The sequence below is a fragment of the Streptomyces sp. NPDC047315 genome, from assembly GCF_040643215.1.
Taxonomy (GTDB): Bacteria; Actinomycetota; Actinomycetes; order Streptomycetales; family Streptomycetaceae; genus Streptomyces.
The window spans coordinates 1-22,989 of record NZ_JBEYTZ010000024.1; the positions used below are offsets into that span (position 1 = coordinate 1).

Annotated in this window: 21 protein-coding genes, 1 tRNA gene and 1 pseudogene; 11 read left to right on the forward strand and 12 right to left on the reverse strand. The window is 70.7% G+C overall.

Going from position 1 to position 22,989, the window contains the following annotated elements; translation table 11 throughout:
* The 4 genes and pseudogenes from ABZ842_RS25715 to ABZ842_RS25730 all read right to left on the reverse strand — a co-directional run.
* Nucleotides 1-170 (reverse strand): annotated as a pseudogene (locus ABZ842_RS25715) (ABC transporter); the annotation flags it as partial.
* Between the two features lie 187 nt (nucleotides 171-357).
* Nucleotides 358-1,203, reverse strand: a complete 846-nt coding sequence (locus ABZ842_RS25720) for a DUF4097 family beta strand repeat-containing protein (protein ID WP_361541128.1) — start codon at nucleotides 1,201-1,203, stop codon at nucleotides 358-360.
* 187 nt (nucleotides 1,204-1,390) lie between these two features.
* Nucleotides 1,391-1,912, reverse strand: a complete 522-nt coding sequence (locus ABZ842_RS25725; RefSeq protein ID WP_361541131.1) for a toxin-antitoxin system HicB family antitoxin — start codon at nucleotides 1,910-1,912, stop codon at nucleotides 1,391-1,393.
* A gap of 315 nt (nucleotides 1,913-2,227) precedes the next feature.
* Nucleotides 2,228-3,106: a sigma-70 family RNA polymerase sigma factor gene (locus ABZ842_RS25730; protein WP_361541134.1), complete on the reverse strand. Its 879-nt coding sequence runs from the start codon at nucleotides 3,104-3,106 to the stop codon at nucleotides 2,228-2,230.
* Nucleotides 3,107-3,603: 497 nt separating this feature from the next.
* Between ABZ842_RS25730 and ABZ842_RS25735 the strand changes: the two genes are divergently transcribed.
* Nucleotides 3,604-4,032: a DUF6344 domain-containing protein gene (locus tag ABZ842_RS25735; protein WP_361541502.1), complete on the forward strand. Its 429-nt coding sequence runs from the start codon at nucleotides 3,604-3,606 to the stop codon at nucleotides 4,030-4,032.
* A 163-nt stretch (nucleotides 4,033-4,195) separates the two neighbouring features.
* On the opposite strand, the gene ABZ842_RS25740 is transcribed toward ABZ842_RS25735, so the two are convergent.
* The gene (locus tag ABZ842_RS25740; RefSeq protein ID WP_361541137.1) at nucleotides 4,196-4,894 is read right to left on the reverse strand and encodes a DUF5324 family protein; all 699 of its coding nucleotides are present in this window, start codon (nucleotides 4,892-4,894) and stop codon (nucleotides 4,196-4,198) included.
* A 264-nt stretch (nucleotides 4,895-5,158) separates the two neighbouring features.
* Between ABZ842_RS25740 and ABZ842_RS25745 the strand changes: the two genes are divergently transcribed.
* On the forward strand, nucleotides 5,159-5,692 hold the full coding sequence (locus ABZ842_RS25745; RefSeq protein ID WP_361541140.1) for a peptidylprolyl isomerase: 534 nt from the start codon (nucleotides 5,159-5,161) through the stop codon (nucleotides 5,690-5,692).
* 295 nt (nucleotides 5,693-5,987) lie between these two features.
* A complete protein-coding gene (locus ABZ842_RS25750) occupies nucleotides 5,988-6,887 on the forward strand; it encodes a rhomboid family intramembrane serine protease (RefSeq protein ID WP_361541143.1) in 900 nt (299 codons plus the stop codon).
* A gap of 282 nt (nucleotides 6,888-7,169) precedes the next feature.
* Here ABZ842_RS25750 and crgA read toward each other — a convergent pair whose 3' ends face one another.
* Nucleotides 7,170-7,424, reverse strand: coding sequence for a cell division protein CrgA (gene crgA, locus ABZ842_RS25755; protein WP_361541146.1), 255 nt, complete (start codon nucleotides 7,422-7,424; stop codon nucleotides 7,170-7,172).
* 183 nt (nucleotides 7,425-7,607) lie between these two features.
* Here crgA and ABZ842_RS25760 point away from each other — a divergent pair, with 183 nt between their 5' ends.
* The 6 genes from ABZ842_RS25760 (at nucleotide 7,608) to ABZ842_RS25785 (ending at nucleotide 12,028) form a co-directional block, all read left to right on the forward strand.
* Entirely contained in the window at nucleotides 7,608-8,342 is a 735-nt protein-coding gene (locus tag ABZ842_RS25760; protein WP_361541149.1) for a DUF881 domain-containing protein, read from the forward strand.
* A gap of 48 nt (nucleotides 8,343-8,390) precedes the next feature.
* Nucleotides 8,391-9,143 carry a class E sortase gene (locus ABZ842_RS25765; RefSeq protein WP_361541505.1) on the forward strand — a complete coding sequence of 251 codons (753 nt, stop codon included), beginning with the start codon at nucleotides 8,391-8,393 and terminating at the stop codon, nucleotides 9,141-9,143.
* A gap of 60 nt (nucleotides 9,144-9,203) precedes the next feature.
* The gene (locus tag ABZ842_RS25770) at nucleotides 9,204-9,434 is read left to right on the forward strand and encodes a hypothetical protein (protein ID WP_361541152.1); all 231 of its coding nucleotides are present in this window, start codon (nucleotides 9,204-9,206) and stop codon (nucleotides 9,432-9,434) included.
* Entirely contained in the window at nucleotides 9,431-10,078 is a 648-nt protein-coding gene (locus ABZ842_RS25775; protein WP_361541155.1) for an aminodeoxychorismate/anthranilate synthase component II, read from the forward strand. The genes ABZ842_RS25770 and ABZ842_RS25775 overlap by 4 nt, the downstream gene beginning before the upstream one ends.
* Nucleotides 10,036-11,283 carry a class E sortase gene (locus ABZ842_RS25780; protein ID WP_361541508.1) on the forward strand — a complete coding sequence of 416 codons (1,248 nt, stop codon included), beginning with the start codon at nucleotides 10,036-10,038 and terminating at the stop codon, nucleotides 11,281-11,283. Before ABZ842_RS25775 ends, ABZ842_RS25780 begins: the two co-directional genes overlap by 43 nt.
* Before the next feature lie 64 nt (nucleotides 11,284-11,347).
* Nucleotides 11,348-12,028, forward strand: a complete 681-nt coding sequence (locus ABZ842_RS25785) for a class E sortase (protein WP_361541158.1) — start codon at nucleotides 11,348-11,350, stop codon at nucleotides 12,026-12,028.
* A gap of 90 nt (nucleotides 12,029-12,118) precedes the next feature.
* Here the strand turns inward: ABZ842_RS25785 and pknB are convergent, their stop codons facing one another.
* The 6 genes from pknB to ABZ842_RS25815 all read right to left on the reverse strand — a co-directional run bounded on the left by pknB (nucleotide 12,119) and on the right by ABZ842_RS25815 (nucleotide 20,265).
* Nucleotides 12,119-14,092: a Stk1 family PASTA domain-containing Ser/Thr kinase gene (pknB, locus tag ABZ842_RS25790; RefSeq protein ID WP_361541161.1), complete on the reverse strand. Its 1,974-nt coding sequence runs from the start codon at nucleotides 14,090-14,092 to the stop codon at nucleotides 12,119-12,121.
* 198 nt (nucleotides 14,093-14,290) lie between these two features.
* On the reverse strand, nucleotides 14,291-15,760 hold the full coding sequence (locus tag ABZ842_RS25795; protein WP_361541164.1) for a penicillin-binding transpeptidase domain-containing protein: 1,470 nt from the start codon (nucleotides 15,758-15,760) through the stop codon (nucleotides 14,291-14,293).
* On the reverse strand, nucleotides 15,757-17,169 hold the full coding sequence (locus tag ABZ842_RS25800) for an FtsW/RodA/SpoVE family cell cycle protein (protein ID WP_361541167.1): 1,413 nt from the start codon (nucleotides 17,167-17,169) through the stop codon (nucleotides 15,757-15,759). The genes ABZ842_RS25795 and ABZ842_RS25800 overlap by 4 nt, the downstream gene beginning before the upstream one ends.
* 25 nt (nucleotides 17,170-17,194) lie before the next feature.
* Nucleotides 17,195-18,700 (reverse strand): PP2C family serine/threonine-protein phosphatase, encoded by a 1,506-nt coding sequence (locus ABZ842_RS25805; protein WP_361541170.1) that lies wholly within the window; start codon nucleotides 18,698-18,700, stop codon nucleotides 17,195-17,197.
* A 145-nt stretch (nucleotides 18,701-18,845) separates the two neighbouring features.
* Complete coding sequence (locus ABZ842_RS25810) at nucleotides 18,846-19,376, reverse strand: FHA domain-containing protein (protein WP_361541173.1); 531 nt, start codon at nucleotides 19,374-19,376, stop codon at nucleotides 18,846-18,848.
* A gap of 10 nt (nucleotides 19,377-19,386) precedes the next feature.
* The gene (locus ABZ842_RS25815; protein ID WP_361541176.1) at nucleotides 19,387-20,265 is read right to left on the reverse strand and encodes a DUF3662 and FHA domain-containing protein; all 879 of its coding nucleotides are present in this window, start codon (nucleotides 20,263-20,265) and stop codon (nucleotides 19,387-19,389) included.
* Between the two features lie 613 nt (nucleotides 20,266-20,878).
* On the opposite strand from ABZ842_RS25815, the gene ABZ842_RS25820 reads away from it, so the two are divergent.
* Nucleotides 20,879-20,965 (forward strand) — tRNA-Leu (locus tag ABZ842_RS25820).
* 229 nt (nucleotides 20,966-21,194) lie between these two features.
* The gene (locus ABZ842_RS25825; RefSeq protein WP_361541511.1) at nucleotides 21,195-22,946 is read left to right on the forward strand and encodes a histidine kinase; all 1,752 of its coding nucleotides are present in this window, start codon (nucleotides 21,195-21,197) and stop codon (nucleotides 22,944-22,946) included.
* Nucleotides 22,947-22,989 lie beyond the last annotated feature (43 nt).

The following is a 22,989-nucleotide window of genomic DNA, read 5'->3' on the forward strand; positions in this document are numbered from 1 at the left end:
CCGTTCGGGCCCAGCAGGGCGAACACCGACCCGGCCGGAATGCTCAGATCGATGCCGTCCAGGACGGACTTGCCACCGTACGACTTGCGCAGGCCGGTGACGGAGATGGCGGCGTTGGAGGAGGCGGCGGAGGCGGCGTGCGGACCGTCGCCCTGCCTGGACGTGGGCATGACAGAAGAAGGCATGGAGCCCTCCGTTCGAAGACCGAGGTGAAAGTGGGCGGGGTGAGGGGTGAGGCGGGGGTGAGGCGAGCGGGGCTCAAGCGCCCGGGCGCTCAGCGCTCAGATGCTGCTCTGTGGCCGTGCAGCTGCTGCGCGGGGCCGCGGGGCGCGGCGCAGCAGCGTTCGATCGGGGCGTTCAGGCCCTGGCGCGGAGGATGTCGATGCTGCCGTACCGGGTCCTGGCGCGGACCTCGACGGTCTCCTCGGTCTGCTTCGGGCTCTCGGACGCCGTGAGCGTGTTCCGGACCTGCCCGGAGTCCGATGTGACGTCGAGCCAGGCGGCCGTGCCCTCGCGGACGCCGACCTCGATGGAGCCGAAGGACGTCTCCAACTGGACGGTGCCGCGGGCCACGTCGGCGACGCGCAGGGCGCCGTGCGCGGTGGTGGCCGCGACCGAGCCCTCGGCCCGTGCCACGTCGATGTCACCGTTGGCGCCGCTCACCCGCAGGTCGCCGACGACCGTGCCGACGATCGTGGTGCCGTGCGAGTTCTTCAGCACGCCGGTGCCGTCGATGCTGCCGACGCGCAGGCTGCCGGTGCTGGTGGAGACCTCCGCCGGGCCCTCGACGCGGTCCACGGTGATCGAGCCGTGCGACGCGTTCAGGTACAGCGGACCGGTCGTGTCGAGGCGGACGTCGCCGGACGAGGTCTTCACCCGCACCTCGCCGAGCCGGCCCTCGCCGTACACCTGGGCCCAGGCGCCGGTCAGCTCGATGCGCGAGCCCTCGGGCAGTTGGACCGTCACGTCGACGGTGCCGGTGCGCCCGATCAGATAGCGCTGCTTCGGCGTCCGGATCGTCAGGGTGCCGTTCGCGAAGGAGACGTCGGTCTGCTCGGCGGCCCGCACGTCCATGTCCTTCTTCGGTTCGCGGGGCTCCACCGCGACGACGGTGTCGAGGCGGTCGCTCGCGGCGAACCGGATGGAGCCGGCTTCCACGTGGGCGATGGCGGAGATCGGTTCGGGGGTGTCGAAAGAAGGCATGGCTGTCCCGTCCTCTTGGCTCTCTGGGGCGTCCCCGCTGGTGGGACGTGGTGTGGATGAAGTGGTGCGGGTACGGCGCGTACGTGGTCTGCGTGATCTGCGTGATCTGTGCGGGCTACGCGTTCTGCGTGGGGCTACGCGGCCGGCTCGGCGAGCGCGGCCGGCGAGGTCCGCCCGGCCTGCGTGGTCAGCGCACCCAACCCGTGATGCTCTGTCCGAAGCTCTGGGTCCTTCGCGGTGTGTGCGACGGGGGCTGTGCGCCGCCGTCGACCGCGGCGGACACGGCGCGCACCAGCCACGCGTTGACCGAAAGGCCCTCGCGGCCGGCCGCCTCCTCGGCGCGCGCCTTGAGGTGGGCCGGCAGCCGCAGGTTGATGCGGGCGGTGCCGCCCTCGTCGCCGTCGACCGGGGCCGCGGGCTTGAGCGGCTCGGCCGGCGCGGCGGTCGCCTCCGCCGGGGCGTCGGCGGGCGGCAGCGACACCACGAAGTCGGGGTCGAGTCCGCGCAGCCGTACGTCGACCGAGCCGGGGGCTAGCTCGCGGGTGATCTCGTCCATCGCGGCGGAGAGCACGTTCAGCATGGTCAGTCGGGTCGCGGACTCCAGAGGAGCAGTGAGCCGCTCGGCCAGCTCGCGGGCTTCGCCCCCACCGGCTTCGGCGGCCACCGCGAGTTCGCGGCGGAGGTTGTCGACATACGGGGTGAGGTCCATGGCGTCATCATGGCATCACTTGTGGTGCCACTGCAAGCCCTGTTTGGCCTCACTCGTGAAAACTGCAGGTCAGGGTGGGTATTTTTGGTGATGCCAAAGGTGTCGCGGCAGGTGTTGCCGGGTGTGGTGCTGCCACATGGCATCGCTTGGCGTCATGTGGCAGCACCTTTGTGCCGTTGCTGGTGCCGGGTGGCACGCGGTGGCACTCGGTGGCGTTCAGCGGCGTTCAGCGGCGCTCTGTGGCGCCGGACCGGGTTCCCCGTGCTCCTCGACTCGTAGAAGCGCGCGTACGAGCGGACGCGTCCGCGCGTACGCCTACCCGTCCAGGGCCGTCAGATCGATCCCGGCCAGCCGGTCCGCACCGGCGAGCGAGTCGATCTCCACGATCTTCCCGTCCGTGATCGTGAAGGCCATGACCGAGAGCGGCGTGCCGTGCGGGGTGTACGCCACGAAGCCCGCCGCCCCGTTGATGAGCGCCGGCCGTGCCGACCCCGCCAGCCGGGTGTACGTGATGGCGTTGCCGGCCACCGTGTCGGCGCCCCGCACCACGCTGCCCGGGCGCAGCGCGCCCCAGTCCGTCCGCACCACCACGTCCGGGTCCAAGATCGCCAGCAGCCCGGCGAAGTCCCCGCCGCGCGCCGCCGTCAGGAAGGCGTCCACGACCGCCCGCTGCCCCGCCAGGTCGGCATCGGGCGCCGGGGTGCCCTGCACCCGGCGCCGCGCCCGGCTGGCGATCTGCCGGGTCGCCGCCGGCGTGCGTCCCACGATCGGCGCGATCTCGTCGAAGGGCACCGCGAACAGGTCGTGCAGCACGAAGGCGAGCCGCTCGGCCGGCGCCAGCGTCTCCAGGACCACCAGCAGCGCGAGCCCGACCGAGTCCGCCAGCACCGCTTCGTGCTCGGGGTCCTTCGGCTCCGCCCGGTCGACCACCGGGTCAGGGAGGCGGACGCCGAGTGGCTCCTCGGCCCGCTGGCTGCGCGAGCGCAGCATGTTCAGACAGACCCGGCCCGTGATCGTGGTCAGCCAGCCGCCCAGGTTCTCCACGTCGTCGTCGCCGTGCCGACTGACCCGCAGCCACGTCTCCTGGACGGCGTCGTCGGCCTCGCTGACCGAGCCGAGCATCCGGTAGGCGACCCCGTGCAGGTGCCGGCGGTGCGCCTCGAAGCGCTCGGCCAGGAAGTCCTTCTCGTCCATCGGTCGCACGTCTCCTCGTGTCTCCTCGCGTCGTGTCAGTGAGGTGACCCGTCGGGCGCGGCCGATGTGACACCCGGTGCAGATCCTGCACGTACGGACGGAGCGCGCGGCACCCTAACCCCTCCGACCCGGTTCGGAGACCCGGAGGGGGCCGATCGGGTGGTGTTCATCAGAAGAACCGCTTAGCAGCTGCGTCGGTCCCCCGCAACCCGAGATGCGTACACATCATGAGGAAGGTATGTAGATCGCCCAACCCGAAAGTGCGTCGTCCAACCCGGACGTCGCCCGACGCGGACGTCCTCCCACCCGGACGTCCCCCAACCCGAAAGCGAGGGGTCATGGCCGCCCTGAAGGTCAGAAACCTGTGGACCGCGTTCCTCACCGCGCTGGTCGCACTGTTCGCGTCGCTGGGGCTCACCAGCGCCGCCGCGGCGAACGGCGCCCGTTCGGCCGCCGCTCCCACCCCCGAAGAGCCCGCCCGCCCGGCGCAGGACGCGGTGTCCGCCACCGGCGCCCCGGCGCCCGGAGGACGAACGGCCGTCGACGCCGAACCCGGCGGGACCGCCGCCGGCGGCTCGCCGCGCCGGGAACGCGAACGGGAGCGCGAACGCGAGCGCGCGCAGGAGGCGGAGCGCGCCCGTGCCGTGCGGTCCCTGCTGCCGATGCTGCTGCCCGCACAGCACTCGCCCTGGCACGCCGAAGCGCGCGAGCGGTCTCTGCCGCCCACGATCAAGCAGCGCATCCGCGCCGAGGCGCACGGCTCGTCCCCGTCCGTCCGCAAGCTGGCCGTGTACGACACCGGCGCCGAGCCGGTGGCACCGGAGGCGGCGGCGGTGGCCGACCGGTCCCTGCACGCGGGCGAGCCGGTCACGACCGACCGGACGGTGGTTCCTGCGGCCCGGTCCTCCTTCACCACCGCGGCGTGAAGCGCCGGGAGCCGCGTGCACAGCAGCTTCCCGGCGCTCCTGAAGACGTACGTCGTACCGCGCGTCCCGCGCCCCTAGTCGTCGTACGCAGCCACGGATGCAACCGCAGCCACGGCCACAACCACAGTCACAACCGCAGCCTCAGCCTCAGCCACGGCCGCCGTCAGCGGCCCGGACCGTCCTCGTCGCGGTCAGCGGCGTCCGCGTCGGCCTGCTTGGCCCGCACCTCGGGGTCCAGCGCCTCCGGACTGCCGTCGACGGACGACAGCGGATCGCGTCCCGGCACTTCCGTAGCCGCGGGCGGCTCCACCAGCCAGTCGGGATTGGCCTGCCGGTCCCACCACTTCCACGCGGCGAAGGCTCCGACAGCCACCACGCCCACGACCGCCAGACCCTTGACGACCCGGCCGGCCTTCGCCCGCCGCTCGTGCTTGCGCACCAACCGCTGAATCTCCTTGGCCGTCACCCCGCCGCGCAGCGCGGCGAGAGCGGCACTTGACCTCACCGCGGCCTCCTCCCGTACCGGCTGGGCCGCGGACACCACGTGCTCGATGCGCGGCTTGCCGTAGTCCACCGCCTGACGAGCGGCCTTCCGGGCCTGCCACGCCGCCCGGTGCGCGGCCTCGTCCACCTTGGGCGGCACGTGCGGCGCCACATGGGCGTCGTATTGGACCCGGGCCTGCGCGGCTGCCTGCTGAGCGGCCTTCGAGACCTTGGGCGCGATCCGCACGCGCGCTTCGTGCGCGTAATGAGCGGCCTGGTCCCGGGCCGTACCGGCGTATGGCGCCACCACGTCCGCTGCGTGCAGCACGCTGTCCCTGGCCGTCTCGGTCGCGGCGCGCACGCTGTCCATGCGGGTCACGGAAACCTCCTCATCGGTGGCGTTCTCCTGGGTACGGCCGCACGATCCGCCCGACCCAGTTCGGTGCATTTCGCCTTTCCGCCTGCTCGGAAATCATGCCTCCGGGCGCTGGCCTCGGCATGCGGTGCGGGCATCCGGGTCATACGCCCCGCCCTCAGACGGTTCGTCCGCATCCGTCCCCGGCCGGTTTTGTCCCCCGGCCCTGCTTCCGTGCGAGGATCGGGGCGTCCCGAGACGACTGACGACCTACCGGAAGGCAGGACCGTGGCTGAGCAGCTTTACGCCACCCTGAAGACCAACCAAGGCGACATCGAGATCCGGCTGCTGCCGAACCACGCGCCGAAGACGGTCAAGAACTTCGTCGAGCTCGCCCAGGGCGAGCGCGAGTGGACCAACCCCCAGACCGGCAAGCCGTCCACGGACCGGCTGTACGACGGCACGATCTTCCACCGGGTGATCAGCGGCTTCATGATCCAGGGCGGCGACCCGCTGGGCAACGGCACCGGCGGCCCGGGCTACAAGTTCGCCGACGAGTTCCACCCGGAGCTGGCCTTCAACAAGCCGTACCTGCTGGCCATGGCCAACGCCGGCCCGGGCACCAACGGCTCGCAGTTCTTCATCACGGTCGGCCCCACGACCTGGCTGACCGGCAAGCACACCATCTTCGGCGAGGTCACCAACGACGCCAGCAAGAAGGTCGTGGACGTGATCGCGGGCACCCAGACCAACCCGCGCACCGACCGTCCCGTGCAGGACGTGGTGATCGAGTCCGTGGTGATCGAGACCCGCGAGGGCTGATCCCGCCCGCCGGCCCGTCTCGCGGTCGGCCGTCCCGCCGGTCCGTCCCGCGGCCGGCCTAGCCCGCCCGCCCGGTGGCCCCACCGGCGGCCCGACGGTCGCTCCGACGGCCGGCCCCACCGCCGCGGTCACCTGCGATCGCGCGCGCCACGGGAACAAATGCGCCCCGCCCATCCGTCTGGTGGATGGGCGGGGCGGTGTGTTCTGCCCCGGGTGCCGGGGCAGACGTGCGCAGACGGTTGCGGAGAGCTGGAACAGCAGCGGGAAGCAGAGACCCAGGATGTCGAGGGAATTCATGGACCAGGCGCCAGACAGTCCGCGCGAGTCACCGGGCGCGCACGGCCTGCCCAGCTGCTACCGCCACCCCGGCCGCGAGACGGGCATAAGCTGCACGCGCTGCGAGCGGCCCATCTGCCCCGAGTGCATGATCAGCGCGTCCGTGGGCTTCCAGTGCCCCGAGTGCGTGCGCAGCGGCTCCGGTACGGGCCACGGCCCCGCGGCGAACCAGCCCCGCACGATCGCCGGCGGCACCGTCGTCGCCGACTCCTTCCTGGTCACGAAGGTCCTGATCGGGATCAACCTCGCGGTCTTCGTCGCGGTGCTGGCCCTGGGCGACAGATTCGTCGACGAGCTGAGCCTGATCGGCTACGCGTACAACCCCCAGCTCGGGGAGGTCGTCGGCCTCGCCGACGGCGAGTGGTACCGCCTGGTGACCTCGATGTTCCTGCACCAGGAGCTCTCCCACATCGCGTTCAACATGCTCGCGCTGTGGTTCCTGGGCCGGATGGTGGAGCCGGCGCTCGGCCGCGGGCGCTTCCTCGCCCTCTATCTGCTGTCGGGGCTCGGCGGCGACGTCTTCGTCTATCTGCTGAACGCCCCGAACCAAGCAACGATCGGCGCATCGGGAGCCATTTTCGGACTCGTCGGAGCCTTCGCCGTGCTGCTGCGGCGGATGAAGCTCGACATGGGCCCGGTCGTCCTGATCATCCTCTTCAGCGTGGTCCTGACCTTCGTGCGGCCCGGGGAGATCTCCTGGCAGGCGCACCTCGGCGGGCTGCTGACGGGCGGGCTGCTCGCGCTGGGGATGGTGTACGCCCCGCGGGAGCGCCGCACCCTGGTGCAGGTCGTGGTCATGGCGGCGGTGGCGGTCGCGATCGTGGCGGCGCTGGTCGCCCGCACCGCGTACCTCACGTAGCACGGGCACCGGGTCCCACGTGGGGCGTTGCACAGGGTTGTCCACAGCGAGTGGCGGATCCTGTGCATGTCGTGGGGAAAGGGTGCGCCCCTCGTCCCCGACTGCGGTCGAACAGCTGTCGACCCAGCGGGGACAAGGGGCGTGGACGGTCTTCGCGCAGGTCACCAGGGTGGCGCAGGCGCAGTCATCCAGTCACACCAGCGTCAACATCCTGAAGGTTATCCACAGATCGTCTGACCTTTTCCCCACTGTGGACAACCTTGTGGACAAAGCTGTGGACCATCACTTCCACTGGGTGGAGACACCGAAGCCGGCGGCGATGAAACCGAAGCCGACGACGATGTTCCAGTTACTGAGGCTCTCGATCGGCAGGTCCCCGTCGGTCACGTAGAAGAGGACGATCCAGACCAGCCCGATCAAGAACAGGGCCAGCATGACCGGAGCCACCCAGCTGCGATTGGTCAGCTTGATGCTCGTCGCCTGCTTGGCGTTCGGCGGCGTGTAGTCGGCCTTCTTGCGGATCCGTGACTTCGGCACGAGGGACTCTCCTGTCGATGCGCTGCGTGACCGCGCAGGGAACTTGGCTGGGCTGGCGCCGAGGGCCGGAGCGACGGGGACCACTGCCTCCCTCGGGGCGTCCGTTAGCGTAGTGCTTCCGCGGCGCCTGGTGAGATAAGGGTACGCTGAGCAATTCTGCCGAGGCAGGGGGTGGGGAGCGCGATGACGGCCGGCCGCCGCATCACGGGCAGGGCGCTGACCGCCTCGGTCTTCGCCCTCGCCGGCGTGATCTTCGTGACGAGCTTCAACACGGCGAAGGGCACTGATCTGCGCACGGACGACTCCCTGCTGAAGCTCTCCGACCTGATCCAGCAGCGCAGCGACCGCAACGGCGAGCTCGACGAGTCCACCGGCAGGCTCCGCGACGACGTCGACGCCCTCGCCCGGCGCGACGACGGATACACCCGCGCGGAGAACGAGAAGTTCGACGCCCTCCAGAAGGCGTCCGGCACCGAGCGGGTCAGCGGCGACGCACTGACCGTCACCCTCAACGACGCCCCGCCCGACGCCCGCGCCGCGCCCGGCTACCCCGAGCCGCAGGCCAACGACCTGGTGATCCACCAACAGGACCTCCAGGCCGTGGTGAACGCGCTGTGGGCCGGCGGCGCCCGCGGCATCCAGGTCATGGACCAGCGGCTGATCTCCACCAGCGCGGTGCGCTGCGTGGGCAACACCCTGATCCTCCAGGGCCGCGTCTACTCGCCGCCGTACAAGATCACCGCGGTGGGGGACCGGGAGCGGCTGCGCGCCGCGCTGGACCGCTCGACCGCGATCCAGAACTACCAGCTGTACGTGGAGGCGTACGGACTCGGCTGGAAAGTGGACGAGCGCAGGGCAGTGACTCTTCCGGGGTACTCGGGCACAGTGGATCTCCATTACGCAAAGCCCGTTCAGTAGCAGGGCGCCGCCGGCGCGGCAGAGGTGCCCACACGTCTGGGGGCCCGGGTGTCGGTGCGTCTGATCGTCCGCAGCTTCAGCGAGCTGTGCATCACCGTCGGCACGGTCATCGTGCTGTTCGTGGTGTACGTCCTGTACTGGACCGGGGTGAAGGCGGCGGACGCCACGGACGGGCAGATCGCCCGGCTCCAGGAGCAGTGGTCGCAAGGGGCGGTCCCGCCGCCCGCGGCCCCGCCGACGGCCGATCCGCCCGGCGTCGACCCGACCCCGCCCACCGCCGCCCCGGCGCCGGGACCGGGGCCGAAGGAGCAGCCGCCCGCTCCCGCGTACCGCCCCGGCAAGCCCTTCGCCGTGATGTACGTCCCGCGGTTCGGCGCGGACTGGGACTGGCCGGTGCTCGAAGGCACCGCGGTCGACACCCTCAAGAAGGGCCTCGGCCACTACGCCGGCACCGCCGCGCTCGGCGCCACCGGCAACTTCTCCGTCGCCGGCCACCGCCGCACCTACGGCGACCCCTTCAAGGACTTCCCGCGGCTGCGGCCCGGTGACCCGGTCGTGGTCACGGACGGCACGACCTGGTTCACCTACCGCATCGCCAGAAAGCCCTTCAAGACGGTCCCGACCGACGTCGGAGTGGTCGATCCCGTTCCGAAGAAGTCACCTTTCGAACAACCCGGGCGCTACCTGACCTTGACGACGTGTGATCCGGAGTGGGGCAGCAGCCACCGGCTGATCGCCTGGGCGCGGCTGGAAGCCACCCGGCCTGTGACGCAGGGCAAACCGGAAGCTCTGCGCAGCTGACCCGGCGGACCGTGCCGCCCCGTAGTCTGGAGCGGTACCGAGAAACGGAAAGGGACGGCAATGTACGGCTGGATCTGGCGGCACCTGCCGGGCAACGCGTGGGTGCGTGCGCTCATCTCGCTCGTCCTGGTCCTCGGAATCGTCTACCTGCTGTTCCAGTACGTCTTTCCGTGGGCGGAGCCGCTGCTTCCGTTCAATGACGTGACGGTCGACGGGGCGGGCGGCGACACCGGAACCGGTGCCGGCAGCGGTTCCGACGCCGGCTCCGACCCCGAGGAAGGGATCCGATGAGCGAGCCGAGCGCCCGCATCCTGGTCGTCGACAACTACGACAGCTTCGTCTTCAACCTGGTCCAGTACCTGTACCAGCTCGGGGCCGAGTGCGAGGTCGTACGGAACGACGAGGTCGAGCTCTCCCACGCACAGGACGGCTTCCACGGCGTCCTGCTCTCCCCCGGCCCCGGCACCCCCGAGGAGGCCGGCGTCTGCGTCGACATGGTCCGCCACTGCGCCGCGACCGGCGTGCCCGTCTTCGGCGTGTGCCTGGGGATGCAGTCGATGGCGGTGGCGTACGGCGGCGTCGTCGACCGCGCCCCCGAGCTGCTGCACGGCAAGACATCGCCGGTCACCCACGAGGGCAAGGGCGTCTTCGCCGGGCTGCCCTCGCCCTTCACCGCGACCCGCTACCACTCGCTGGCCGCGGAGCCGGCCGACCTGCCGGACGTCCTGGAGGTCACCGCGCGCACCGCGGACGGCACCATCATGGGGCTGCGCCACCGCGAGCTGGCCGTGGAGGGCGTCCAGTTCCACCCCGAGTCCGTACTCACCGAGCACGGCCACCTGATGCTGGCCAACTGGCTGGCGCAGTGCGGCGACGCCGGTGCGGTCGGGCGATCGGCGGGCCTCGCGCCGGTGGTGGGCAAGGCCGTGGCGTGACCGTGCGGGAGCCCGTGCCAGGGGAGGGAGCGTCCCCGTGGTTCACGGAGCGCGCCCCCGGCCCGGCCGAGCAGGGCGCCGGCCCCGGGGACCCCGTACCGGAACCGCCGCCGTACGGCTCCGTGCCCAAGCGGCCGTCGTACGGTTCCGCGCCCGAACCGCCCCCGTACGACTCCGGCCGTACGCAGGACGGGTACGCGCCGCCGCCCCGGGCGGCCCGCCACGCCCGCCCTGCGGCGCCGCCCGCCGCCGCGGCCGGCGGTGGGGACACCCACGTCATGCCCGTCTTCGACGGCTCGGACCCGAGCCCGAGCCCGGACGACGAGCCCGGGGCCAGCACCGTCGCCCCGCCGGTGCCCGGCGAAGGCCGGGCCGCCCGGCGCAAGGCCGCTGCCGCCGCGGCCAAGGGGCGGGGCGGACGACGGAAGCCCGCACCCACCGCCGCACCGGCCTCCACGGCCGCCGACGGCGCCCCCGCCCGCCCCCTGACCCGCGTCGAGGCGCGTCGGGCCGCCCGCGCGGCCAAGGACAGCCCGGCCGTGATCGCCAGCCGCGCCATGGGTGAACTCTTCATCACCTGCGGCGTGCTGATGCTGCTCTTCGTCACGTACCAGCTGTGGTGGACCAACGTCCGCGCCGGCATGGAGGTCAGCAAGGAGAAGGACCGGATAGCGCAGAGCTTCAAGGAGAAGGACGAGGACCGGACCCCGGGCGTCTTCAAACCGGGTGAGGGCTTCGCCATCATGTACATCCCCAAACTGGACGTCGTCGTGCCGGTGGCCGAGACCATCGACAAGGAGAAGGTTCTCGACCGGGGGATGGTCGGGCACTACGCCGAGGGCAAGTTGAAGACCGCGATGCCCTCCGACACCACGGGCAACTTCGCCGTCGCGGGCCACCGCAACACCCACGGCGAACCGTTCCGGTACATCAACCGCCTCAAGCCCGGCGACCCCATCGTGGTGGAGACCCGCGACGCGTACTACACCTACGAGATGGCGAGCATCCTGCCCCAGACCGCCCCGTCCAACATCGACGTACTCGACCCGGTGCCCCGCGGCTCCGGGTTCACCGGACCCGGCCGCTACCTCACCATGACCACCTGCACCCCGGAGTTCACGAGTACCTATCGGATGATCGTGTGGGGCAAGATGGTGGAGGAACGGCCGCGCAGCAAGGGCAAACCCGACGCTCTCGTGGGCTGAGACGGGCGGGACGGACCGGGAGTCCAACCGGACGACCGGACCACTTCGAGACGGGAACGGTGCAGTGACACGTGCGCGCAGCCGGATCGCCGGCGCCATCAGCGTCTTCGGCGAACTGCTGATCACGGCAGGCGTGGTGCTCGGGCTCTTCGTCGTCTACTCGCTGTGGTGGACCAACGTCCTCGCCGACCGCGAGTCCACCCGCCAGGGCAACGAGGTGCGGGACGGCTGGAAGGACCGCGCCGTGCCGCCCGGCATCGACACCAAGGACGGCATCGGCTTCCTCCACGTGCCCGCCATGAAGAACGGCGAGGTGCTGGTGAAGCGGGGCACCGACCCCGAGGAGCTGAACGACGGCATCGCCGGCTACTACACCAAGCCGGTCAAGTCGGCGCTGCCCTGGGACGAGAAGGGGAACTTCTCCCTCGCGGCCCACCGCGACGGCCACGGCGCCAAGTTCCACAACATACACAAGATCAAGACGGGTGACCCGATCGTCTTCGAGACCCGGGACACCTGGTACGTCTACAAGGTCTACAAGACGCTCCCGAAGACGTCGAAGTACAACGTCGACGTGCTCGACGCGGTGCCGAAGGAGTCCGGGAAGGCGAAGCCGGGCCGCTTCATCACGCTGACGACCTGCACGCCCATCCTCACCTCCGACTACCGCTACATCGTCTGGGGCGAGTTGGTGCGCGAGGTGAAGGTCGACAAGGACCGCAGCAAGCCGGCCGAGCTGCGCTGAGGGCCCGAAGACCCCGACACGAAGGCCCCGACACCCTTGAGGGGTGCCGGGGCCTCCTGCTGTCACGAACGCCCCGAGGGGCGGTACGGGTCAGTCGTTGTCCCGCCCGTTGCCGTTCCCGTTGTCCCCGCCGATCCCGCCCTGCGTACGGACGTTGATCCGGTCGCCCTGCTTGGCCTGCGCGCCCAGCTTCGGGTTCTGGTCGATGATGATCGCGTTGTCGTCCCGCGGGCCGTCGATGTCACCGAGTTGGAGCCCCTGCTGCTCCAGCGCGGCCCTGGCCTGCCCCACCGTCTGCATGAACAGCATCGGCACCTGGACCGGCTGCTGCGTCTGCTGCGGGCCCTTGGAGACCTTCAGCTTCACGGTCGAGTTCGCCGCCGCCTTGCCGCCGTTCGGGGTCTGCTCCACGACCTGGTTCGCCGGCTGCTCCGAGTCCACCATCTCCGTGGACACCTGGAAGCCGGCGGCCGTGAGCTGCTGTTGCGCGAGCGCGAGCTGGCGGCCGACCACGGGCGGCACGTCCATCTGCGCCTGGCGCGCCACCGTGATGGTCACGGTGGAGCCCTGCTCGGCCTCGGTGTTGCCGTCCGGCTTCTGGGAGATGACCTTCCCGGACTCGACGTCGGACGACTCCTGCGTCTTCACCTCGACCTTGAAGCCCTTGCGGTCCAGGGCCTCCTTGGCGTTCTGCTCGGACTTCTCCGTGACGTCCGGGACCTCGACCTTCGGCGCGCCCTCGGAGACGACGACCTGGACCGTGTCCTTCTTCTTCATCTTCCCGGAGTCGGGCGTCTGGCTGCAGATCTGCCCCTTGGGCTGGTCGCAGCGCTCCGTACCGGACTGGGTGATGTTCACCCCGGCATTGGTCGCCGACTCCTGCGCCTGCTGCATCGTCTGGCCCACCAGGACGGGCACGTTGACCTCGTCCTGGGCGCTGTCGGTGCCGTCGAAGAAGTACTTGCCGATCAGGATCGCGCCCACCAGCACCAGCACCGCGGCGACCACGAGCAGGACCGTCGAGGTGTTCGACTTCTTCTGCTGACGGCGGCGGTCGGGCCGGTCGTCGTAGCCGTAGCCGCCGTCGTCCGGGTTCATCGGCGGCAGCATGGAGGTCTGCGCCGCGGCCGGGTCCGCCTGCCGCAGCGCCGTCGTCGGCTGGTCCTGCGGGCCGTACCCGCCGCCGTAGCCGACCGCGCCGAGCGCCGCCGTCGCTGCCACCGGCTGCCCGTCCAGGCACGCCTCGATGTCCGCGCGCATCTCGTCGGCGGACTGGTAGCGGTAGTCGGGGTCCTTGACCAGGGCCCGCAGGACGATGGCGTCCATCTCGGGCGTGATCTCGGGGTCGAAGTTCGAGGGCGGCTGCGGCTCCTCGCGTACGTGCTGGTACGCCACGGCCACCGGCGAGTCCCCGATGAACGGCGGTCGCACGGTCAGCAGTTCGTACAGCAGGCAGCCGGTGGAGTACAGGTCGGAGCGCGCGTCGACCTGCTCGCCCTTGGCCTGCTCGGGGGAGAGGTACTGCGCGGTGCCGATCACGGCGGCGGTCTGGGTCATCGTCATGCCCGCGTCGCCCATGGCGCGCGCGATGCCGAAGTCCATCACCTTGACCTGACCGGTTCGCGTCAGCATGACGTTCGCCGGCTTGATGTCGCGGTGGACGATGCCGTTGCGGTGCGAGTACTCCAGCGCCTGGAGGATGCCGATCGTCATCTCCAGGGTGCGCTCGGGCAGCAGTCTGCGCCCGGAGTGCAGCAGTTCCCTGAGCGTGGAGCCGTCGACGTACTCCATCACGATGTAGGGGATCGAGACCCCGTCGACGTAGTCCTCGCCGGTGTCGTACACGGCGACGATCGCCGGATGGTTGAGCGAGGCGGCCGACTGGGCCTCCCGGCGGAACCGGGCCTGGAAGGACGGATCACGGGCGAGATCGGCCCGCAGCGTCTTCACGGCGACGGTGCGGCCGAGCCGGGTGTCGTGGGCGAGGTAGACCTCCGCCATGCCACCACGGCCGAGCACCGAGCCCAGTTCGTACCGGCCGCCGAGGCGACGCGGCTCTTCCATAACTGTTCCAGCCCTCTCCGTCACTCCCCGCCGCACTCGTGTCTGGTCCGGCGGTGTGCTGCTCGCGCCTACGCTACCGGGCCCCCACCACCCGATCGGCCCGCGACCGCCACCTGATATCCGACCGGTATACCGATGTGCAGGTTCCGAGGACGGGGGTGAGCTGCGTCACGCCCCGCGGGTGCGGGGGCCGGCCGGTCATCGCTTGCTGTCCACGACCGCCTTCATCACGGCCTTGGCGATCGGGGCGGCGAGGCCGCCGCCCGAGATGTTCTCGCGCTCGGCACCGCTGTCCTCGACGACCACGGCGACCGCGACGGGGGAGCCGTCGCCCGTCTTGGCGTACGAGATGAACCACGCGTACGGGTTCTTGGCGTTGTTCTCACCGTGCTGGGCGGTACCGGTCTTGCCGCCGACCTTGACGCCGCCGCCGAGCGCCGCGTTCTTGCCGCCGCCCTTCTCGACGACGTTCTCCATCATCTGCTGGAGCAGTTGGGCGTTCTCGCCGGAGAGCGGTCGGCTCATCTCCTGCGGCTTGGTCTTGGAGATCACGTCGAGATTGGGCGCCACGAGCTGGTCGACCATGTACGGCTTCATCAGCTTGCCGTCGTTGGCGATCGCGGCGGCCACCATCGCCATCTGGAGCGGGGTGGTGGCGGTGTCGAACTGGCCGATGGACGACAGGGCGTTGCCCGGCCGGTCCATGGTCTCGTTGTAGCGGGACTTCGCCGCCCGCACCGGAGTGTCCAGCTCGGCGTCGTTGAAGCCGAACTTCTCCGCCGTCTCCAGCATCTTGTCCCGGCCGACGTCGTCGCCGAGCTTGGCGAAGACGGAGTTGCAGGAGATCTGGAGCGCGAACATCAGCGTCGCGTTCTCGCAGCCGCCCGACATGTTCTTCATCTCGGTGCGGGTGTTCGGCAGGATGTACGGCTGGGGCGTGTCGGTGGGGTCGTTGATGTCCTTGACCTTGCCGTGCTCCAGCGCCGCCGCCGCGGTGACCACCTTGAACGTGGAGCCGGGCGGGTAGACCTCGCGCAGCGCCCGGTTCAGCATGGGCTTGTTCTTGTTGTCCTTGGCGGACAGCGTGGCCCACGCCTTCTCGTCCTCCTTCGCGCTGCCGGCGAAGGAGGAGGGGTCGTACGAAGGAGTGGAGGCGAGCGCGAGGACCTTGCCGGTCTTGGGGTCCATCGCGGCGACGGCGCCCTTCTTGGAGCCCAGCCCCTCGAAGGCGGCCTTCTGGGCGGCGCCGCTCAGGGTCGTGACGACGTTGCCGCCCTTCTTCTCGTCGCCGGTGAACATCGACATCGTGCGGTCGAAGAAGAGCTGGTCCGAGTTGCCGCTGAGGATGCCGTCCTCAAGCTTCTCGATCTGGTTGGCGCCGAACACCTGGGAGGCGTACCCGGTCACCGGGGACCACATGGGGCCGTTGACGTAGGTGCGCTTGTAAGCGAAGTCCGTGTGGTCCGTCTTCACCGAGCCGGTGATCGGCTTGCCGTCCACGATGATGTTGCCGCGCTCGTACGCGTACCGGTCGATCAGTACGCGGCGGTTGCGGTCGTTGGTGTTCAGCTCGTCGGCGTCCACGTACTGGAGCCAGTTGGCGCGCACCAGCAGGGCGAGCACGAGCAAGCCGCAGAAGATCGCGATCCGGCGCAGTGGCTTGTTCACGGGCGGACCACCTGGGTCATCTCGGCGTCGGGGGACGGAGCGGGCGCGGGAGCCGGGCGGCGCGCGGTGTCGCTGATCCGGATCAGGATGGCGATCAGGGCCCAGTTGGCGATCACGGACGAGCCGCCGGCCGCGACGAACGGCATCGTCATGCCGGTCAGCGGGATCAGGCCCATCACGCCGCCGGCGACGACGAACACCTGGATGGCGAAGGCGCCCGAGAGGCCGATGGCGAGCAGCTTGCCGAAGGGGTCGCGGGCGGCCAGCGCGGTGCGCACGCCGCGCTCCACGATCAGCCCGTAGAGCATCAGGAAGGCCATCATGCCGGCGAGGCCGAACTCCTCGCCGACGGTGGAGAGGATGAAGTCGGAGTTCGCGGCGAAGCCGATCAGGTCGGAGTTGCCCTGGCCGAGGCCGGTGCCCAGGGTGCCGCCGGCGCCGAAGGACATCAGCGCGTTGGAGATCTGCGTGCAGGCGCCGCTGTCGTCGTAGCAGCCGAAGGGGTCGAGCCAGGCGTCGACGCGGGCGCCGACGTGGGGGGAGACGGAGGCGACGCCGACCGCGCCCGCCGCGGACATCAGCAGGCCGAAGACGATCCAGCTGGTCCGTTCCGTGGCCACGTACAGCATGATCACGAACATGCCGAAGAACAGCAGCGAGGTGCCGAGGTCGGTCTCGAAGACCAGGATCAGGATCGACATCGCCCAGACCACGAGGATCGGGCCGAGGTCACGGCCGCGCGGCAGGTAGAGGCCGAGGAAGCGCCGGCTGGCGAGGGCCAGGGCGTCCCGCTTCACCATCAGGTAGCCGGAGAAGAAGACCGCGATGATGATCTTCGCGAACTCGCCGGGCTGGATGTTGATCGGGCCGAGGCTGATCCAGATCCGGGCGCCGTTGCGGGCCGGGAAGAACATCGGCAGCACCAGCAGCACCAGCGCCGCCGCCATGGAGATGTAGGTGTAGCGCTGGAGGATCCGGTGGTCCTTCAGCAGCAGGAGCACGCCGACGAAGAGCGCGATGCCGATCGCGGAGTACATCATCTGCTTGGGCGCGTCGGGGGAGAACGAACCCCAGGCGGCTTCGGCGCGGGCGATCAGTCGCGGCGACTGGTCGAGCCGCCAGATCATCACCAGTCCGAGGCCGTTCAGCAGCACAGCGAGCGGGAGCAGCAGCGGGTCCGCGTACTTGGCGAACTTCCGCACCACCAGGTGGGCGACGGCGGCGAGCAGCGTGATCCCGAGCCCGTAGCCGAAGACGCCGGCGGGCAGCTTGCCGTCGAGGGCGAGTCCCACGTTGACGTACGCGAACACCGCGATGGCGACCGCGAGGCCGAGCAGCATCAGCTCGGTGTTGCGGCGGCTTGGTGCGTCGATCGCGCCGATCGTGGTGGTGTTGGTGACAACGCTCATGGTCGAGAAGGCCCCCTACGGCTGACTACTGCTTTCCGCAGTTCGAGGCGAGCTTCTGCTCCTCTTCCGAAAGCGTGGGGCCCGGGGAGGGAGAAGGCGTGGACGGCTTTTCGTTCTTGTCGTTCTTGTCGTTCTTGCCGGCGGCGTTCTCGTCGGCCTTCGCACGTTCCTGGGCGGCGATGACCTCGGCGGCCTTGCGGCGCTCCTCGACCTTCTTGCACGCCGTGGCCTGTGCGGACAGCTCGGTGATCTTCGTACGCGCCCGGTCCAGGCTGTCCTGGGTGATGGTGCCCTCGACCTGCTTGCGCTGGTAGGGCGGTAGGTACTTGAGTTCGATCTCGGGGTGGTCCTTCTCCACCTTCGAGAGCGAGATCCACGCCAGGTCCTGGCTGATGCCCCGGTAGAGCGCGACGTGGCCGTCGTTGGTGCCGACGTAGTACTGCGTCTGCGTCCAGCGGTAGCCGCCGTAGAGGCCGGCGCCGACCACGGCCAGCGCCAGCACGGTGAAGATCGAGCCCTTCAGCCAGGCGCGGCCGGCGGAGCGGGGCTTGGTGAAGGCGTCGTCGCCGTCGGTGGCGTCAGCGTAGGCGTTGTAGCCGGCGTCCGGCGCCGGGCCGTCGTAGCCGCCGCCGTCGCCGCTGCCGGGCGGGCCGAAGCCGCCCTGCTGGGGGGCGGGGCGGCCGAGCCCGGAGGCGCGGCCGGCGGGCGTCTGCATGGCCCCGCCGTCGTTCAGGGGGTACTGGTGTTCGGCGACGGCGCCGACCACGACCGGGGTGTCGCTGATCTGCCCGGCCAGCCCGTCGTTGGACTCGGCGTCGAGCACGTCGGCGACGATGCAGGTGATGTTGTCCGGACCGCCGCCGCGCAGCGCGAGCTGGATCAGGTTCTGGACGGTGTCCTGCGGGCCCTGGTAGCTGGCGAGGGTCTCCTCCATCGTCTGGTGGGAGACGACGCCGGACAGGCCGTCGGAGCAGACCAGGTAGCGGTCGCCGGCGCGGACCTCGCGGATGGAGAGGTCCGGCTCCACGTGGTCGCCGCTGCCGAGCGCACGCATCAGCAGCGAGCGCTGCGGATGGGTGGTGGCCTCCTCTTCGGTGATCCGGCCCTCGTCGACCAGCCGCTGCACCCAGGTGTGGTCCTGGGTGATCTGGGTGAGCACCCCGTCGCGCAGCAGATAGGCGCGGGAGTCGCCGACGTGGACGAGTCCGAGCCGCTGGCCGGTCCACAGCAGGGCGGTGAGCGTGGTGCCCATGCCTTCGAGCTGAGGGTCCTCCTCGACCATCAGCCGCAACTGTTCGTTGGCGCGCTGCACGGCCGTGCCGAGGGAGGTGAGGATGTCGGAGCCGGGGACGTCGTCGTCGAGCGTGACGAGGGCGGAGATGACCTCGGACGAGGCGACCTCGCCCGCGGCCTGGCCCCCCATGCCGTCGGCGATCGCGAGCAGTCGGGGTCCGGCGTAGCCGGAGTCCTCGTTGCCCTCGCGGATCATGCCCTTGTGCGATCCGGCGGCGAACCGCAGGGACAGACTCATGTGCACCTGCCCCGTTTGGTGTGCGTCGGGGTACACCCGGTCTCGTGGAGCCACACTGCCCACCCTCCGGTCGGGAGCCCCCACCGGTCCGCTGTCGGGACCGCTACGGCTCGCTCGCTCCGCTCGCGCGCTGTCATTAGTCCTACTACTTCCGCAGCTCGATGACGGTCTTGCCGATGCGGATCGGCGCGCCCAGCGGAATCGGGGTCGGGGTGGTGAGTCGGGTCCGGTCGAGATACGTGCCGTTGGTGGACCCGAGGTCCTCGACGATCCACTGGCCGTCACGGTCCGGGTAGATCCTGGCATGCCGGCTGGACGCGTAGTCGTCGTCCAGCACGATCGTGGAGTCGTGGGCCCGGCCCAGCGTGATCGTCTGGCCCTGGAGCGCCACCGTCGTGCCGGTGAGGGTCCCCTCCGAGACGATCAGTTTGGTGGGCGCTCCGCGCCGCTGGCGGCCGTTCGACGACTGCCGCTGCTGCTGTTGTTGGCGCTGCGGCGGCGGCGTGGCCGCCTGCTGGCGCGGCTGCGGACGCGTGTCGCCGCCGCGGCGCGAACCGCGCTGCGTGACGCGCGTCCCGAACAGGTCGCTGCGGATGACCTGGACGGCCACGATGACGAACAGCCACAGAACGGCCAGGAAACCCAGCCGCATGACCGTCAGGGTCAGCTCTGACATTGCCCCCGCTTCACCCTTCGGCTTGCCGGTAAACGATTGTGGTGCTGCCCACGACGATCCGCGAGCCGTCGCGGAGCGTAGCGCGGGTGGTGTGCTGCCCGTCTACCACGATGCCGTTGGTGGACCCGAGATCCTGGATCGTCGAGGGCGTTCCGGTCCGGATCTCGCAGTGCCGGCGGGACACGCCGGGGTCGTCGATCCGCACGTCTGCGTCGGTGCTGCGGCCGAGCACCAGCGTCGGACGGGAGATCTGGTGGCGGGTGCCGTTGATCTCGATCCAGCGGCGCAGCTGTGCGCCGGGCAGCGGGCCGGGACTCGTGCCCGGTCGCTGGGTGCCGCCAACGGCGGCGAGGCCGGGGCGGGCGCCCGGCGGCGGTGAGGAAGGCATGGGGGGTGCGCCGGGGGGCGGTCCGCCGGCGGCGCCGCGGGACGGCTGGCCGTAGCCGCCCTGGCCGCCGGGTCCGCCCGGTCCACCCGCGCTCGGTCCGCCCGGCCCGCCGGGCGTCTGCGAACTGCTCGACGCCAGGGTGCGGCTGCGCACCCGGTACAGACCGGTGTCGAGGTCGTCCGCCTTCTCCAAGTGGACCTTGATCGGGCCCATGAAGGTGTAGCGCTGCTGCTTGGCGTAGTCCCGCACCAGTCCCGCGAGCTCGTCGCCGAGCTGCCCCGAGTAGGGGCTCAGGCGCTCGAAGTCGGGCGCGCTCAGCTCGACGATGAAGTCGTTGGGGACGACGGTCCGGTCGCGGTTCCAGATCGTCGCGTTGTTGTCGCACTCGCGCTGGAGAGCGCCGGCGATCTCGACGGGCTGGACCTCGGACTTGAACACCTTGGCGAAGGTGCCGTTGACCAGACCTTCGAGACGCTGCTCGAACCGCTTCAGTACTCCCATCGGGCACCTCCTCCGTGGCTGCCGTCCTGATACTGCTTACTGATCGTATCCACGCGTCGGGAAATCGGCTGGTTCCCCTTGTCTTCCCCGTCGATGAGTGTCACCTCTCACACGGATCGTAGAGGCGGCCTCGTGCCAGTGTCCCGCACCCCGGGGGGACCGGTGCGGAACGGGGGCGAACGCCGTCCACGAGGACGCCCGCGGGCCCGCGGCCACCTGTCCGGGCACCTGCCCGGAGCCGGCTGTCCGATACGTGCCCGGAAGCCGGGTCTTCGTATCCGCTTCCGCTTTCTGATCCGCTTCCGGGGTGGCGTCCACCCGCGGCCGGTTCGCGGCCGGTCCGGGGTCGGCCCAGAGGTCGGTCAGCCGCGCGGCGTCGCGTCGTCCCCTTCGTCACCTTCGACTCCGCGGGCGGCTGCCCTTGTGTTCGCATGCCCTTGCGCGTCGCTCTTGTGCGTGCGCGCCTTCGTGTGCACGGTCCCGGCCCCGCTCCGGTCCCGCTCCGGTCCCGCTCGTCAAGCGATGTGAATCCACCCTGCGCAGCGTGCTAATCTTCTGGATGTCGCCAGGCAAACGCACCGGAAGGTGGGAGAGCCCAACGACAACACCCAATGCGCGGGTGGCGGAATAGGCAGACGCGCTGGATTCAGGTTCCAGTGCCCGAAAGGGCGTGGGGGTTCAACTCCCCCCTCGCGCACCATACGGAACGGGCGGATCGCTTCAAGCGATCCGCCCGTTCCGCTGTGTCCGGACGAGCTCCGGGCGCGGCCTCCGGGCGCCGGTGTGACGAGTGTCTCAAGCGGCGCCGGTGCCGGGTCGGCCCGGTGGTCCGGCGGTGCCGTGGCGCGACGTTCGTCGTGGGCGGCGGGGACGAAAGTGGGGCGAGGGCGTCGGGCCCGGGTGCCTAGGGTGCGGTTGTGAACGTGGTGATGACGAGCGGTGTGGCGGTGCGGCGGGCCTGGGGCTGGCTGATGGCGCCCGATCCCCCGTCGCCGCGCCAGGGCGTGCTCCCCCTGATGCGCCGCGGCCCGATGCGCGAGCTGTTGTTCGCCCTGGCGCTGGGCGCCCTCACGGCGGTGATCGGGTGGGCGGCCGACGTGTGGCCGTGGCTGATGGTCACGGCGCCCCTCGGCGTCTTCGTGCTCGCCCTGCTGCGGCGTCGGCTCCCCGTGCCCGTGCTGGTGGCCATCGGCGCCCTCGCCGGCGCGATGCCCGGCTACTCCTTCGTCGTGGTGCCGCTGGCCTGGTCGGCGGGGCGGCGGATCGAGCGGTCCGGACACGCGCTCCTCGCGTTCACCGCGACGTACGTCGCCTACAGCGGCACCGCCCTGCTGCTGTCGGACAGCTCCAACGTCCCGGTGCTCGCGGTGGTGCTGTCCACGCTCACGTTCCTGCCGATCGCGGTCGTGCCCGGGCTCGCCAGCCGCTACTTCAGCCAGCGCCGGACCCTGCTGCACGCCCTCCAGGAGCGCAATGCGCAACTGCTGTGGGAGCGCCAGATGGTGGCGGACCAGGCCCGGCTGCTGGAGCGGCAGCGGATCGCCCAGGACATGCACGACAGCCTGGGCCACCAGCTCGCGCTGATCGCCGTGCACACCGGTGCGCTGGAGGTGGACCCGGAGCTGACCGACCGCCAGCGGGAGGCCGTCGGGGTGCTGCGGAACGCTTCCGTCGGTGCCATGCACGAGCTGCGGGAGGTCGTCGGCATCCTGCGGGACGGGGTCGAGCCCGCCGTCGCGCCGGTCGACGAGTCGGGACGGGCGGCGCGGGGCACGGCCGGCGTCCAGGCGCTGGTGGAGACCGCGCGGGGCGCCGGCACCCGGGTGGGGCTGCGCTCCACCGGCGAGCGGCGCCCGCTGGCCGCGGCGGCTGACCACGCGGCGTACCGCATCGTGCAGGAGTCGCTGACCAATGCGTACAAGCACGCCCCCGGGGCGTGGATCGAGGTGGAGCTGCGGTACGAGCCGGACTCGCTCGTCGTGGAGATCGTCAACGGTCCGCCGGCGGAGGGCGCGGCCGGCGAGGTCGTCAGCGGCGGCCAGGGGCTGACCGGACTGCGGGAGCGGGCGCGGCTCGTCGGCGGGATCGTGCACGCCGGGACCACCGACGACGGCGGCTTCCGGGTGGCCGGGGTGCTGCCGTACGGGGTGGCCGAAGCGGCGCCTTTCGTCGCCGTGCCCGACGACTTTCCCCGGCAGCCCCCGCCCCCGCCCCAGCCCCATGGTGTTCCGGTCATGAACTGGTACGTCGCGGGACAGGGGCCGAGGATGGGCGAGATGCACGGGGTCGGTAGGCAGGGCAGCCGGGCGGGGGGCGTCGGGATCGGCTGCGGGATCTCGCTGGCCGTGGTGGTGCTGCTGACCGCCTTGACCGTGGTCGGCGGGTACTTCCTGTTCACGTCGCTCGACGACTCCATGGTCACCCAGTCCGAGTACGAGGAGATAGAGATCGGCACGCCGGAGGACGAGGTCCGCGGCCGGCTGCCGGAGGAGGACTCCCTCTGGGCCTCCGACATCAAGGGGCGCGAGGGGGAGCCGAAGAAGCCCGAGGGCGCCGACTGCCTGGTGGTGATGTCCGAGGAGATCGGCAGCACGTGGGAGAAGGAGCCGGTGTTCCGGTTCTGCTTCAAGGACGGCAAGCTGATCGAGAAGACCTCGTACGAGGTCGTGGTCGACTTCTGACCCCCGAACCCTCGCCCGGCGGGCCGTCGCACCGGCTGCTGGA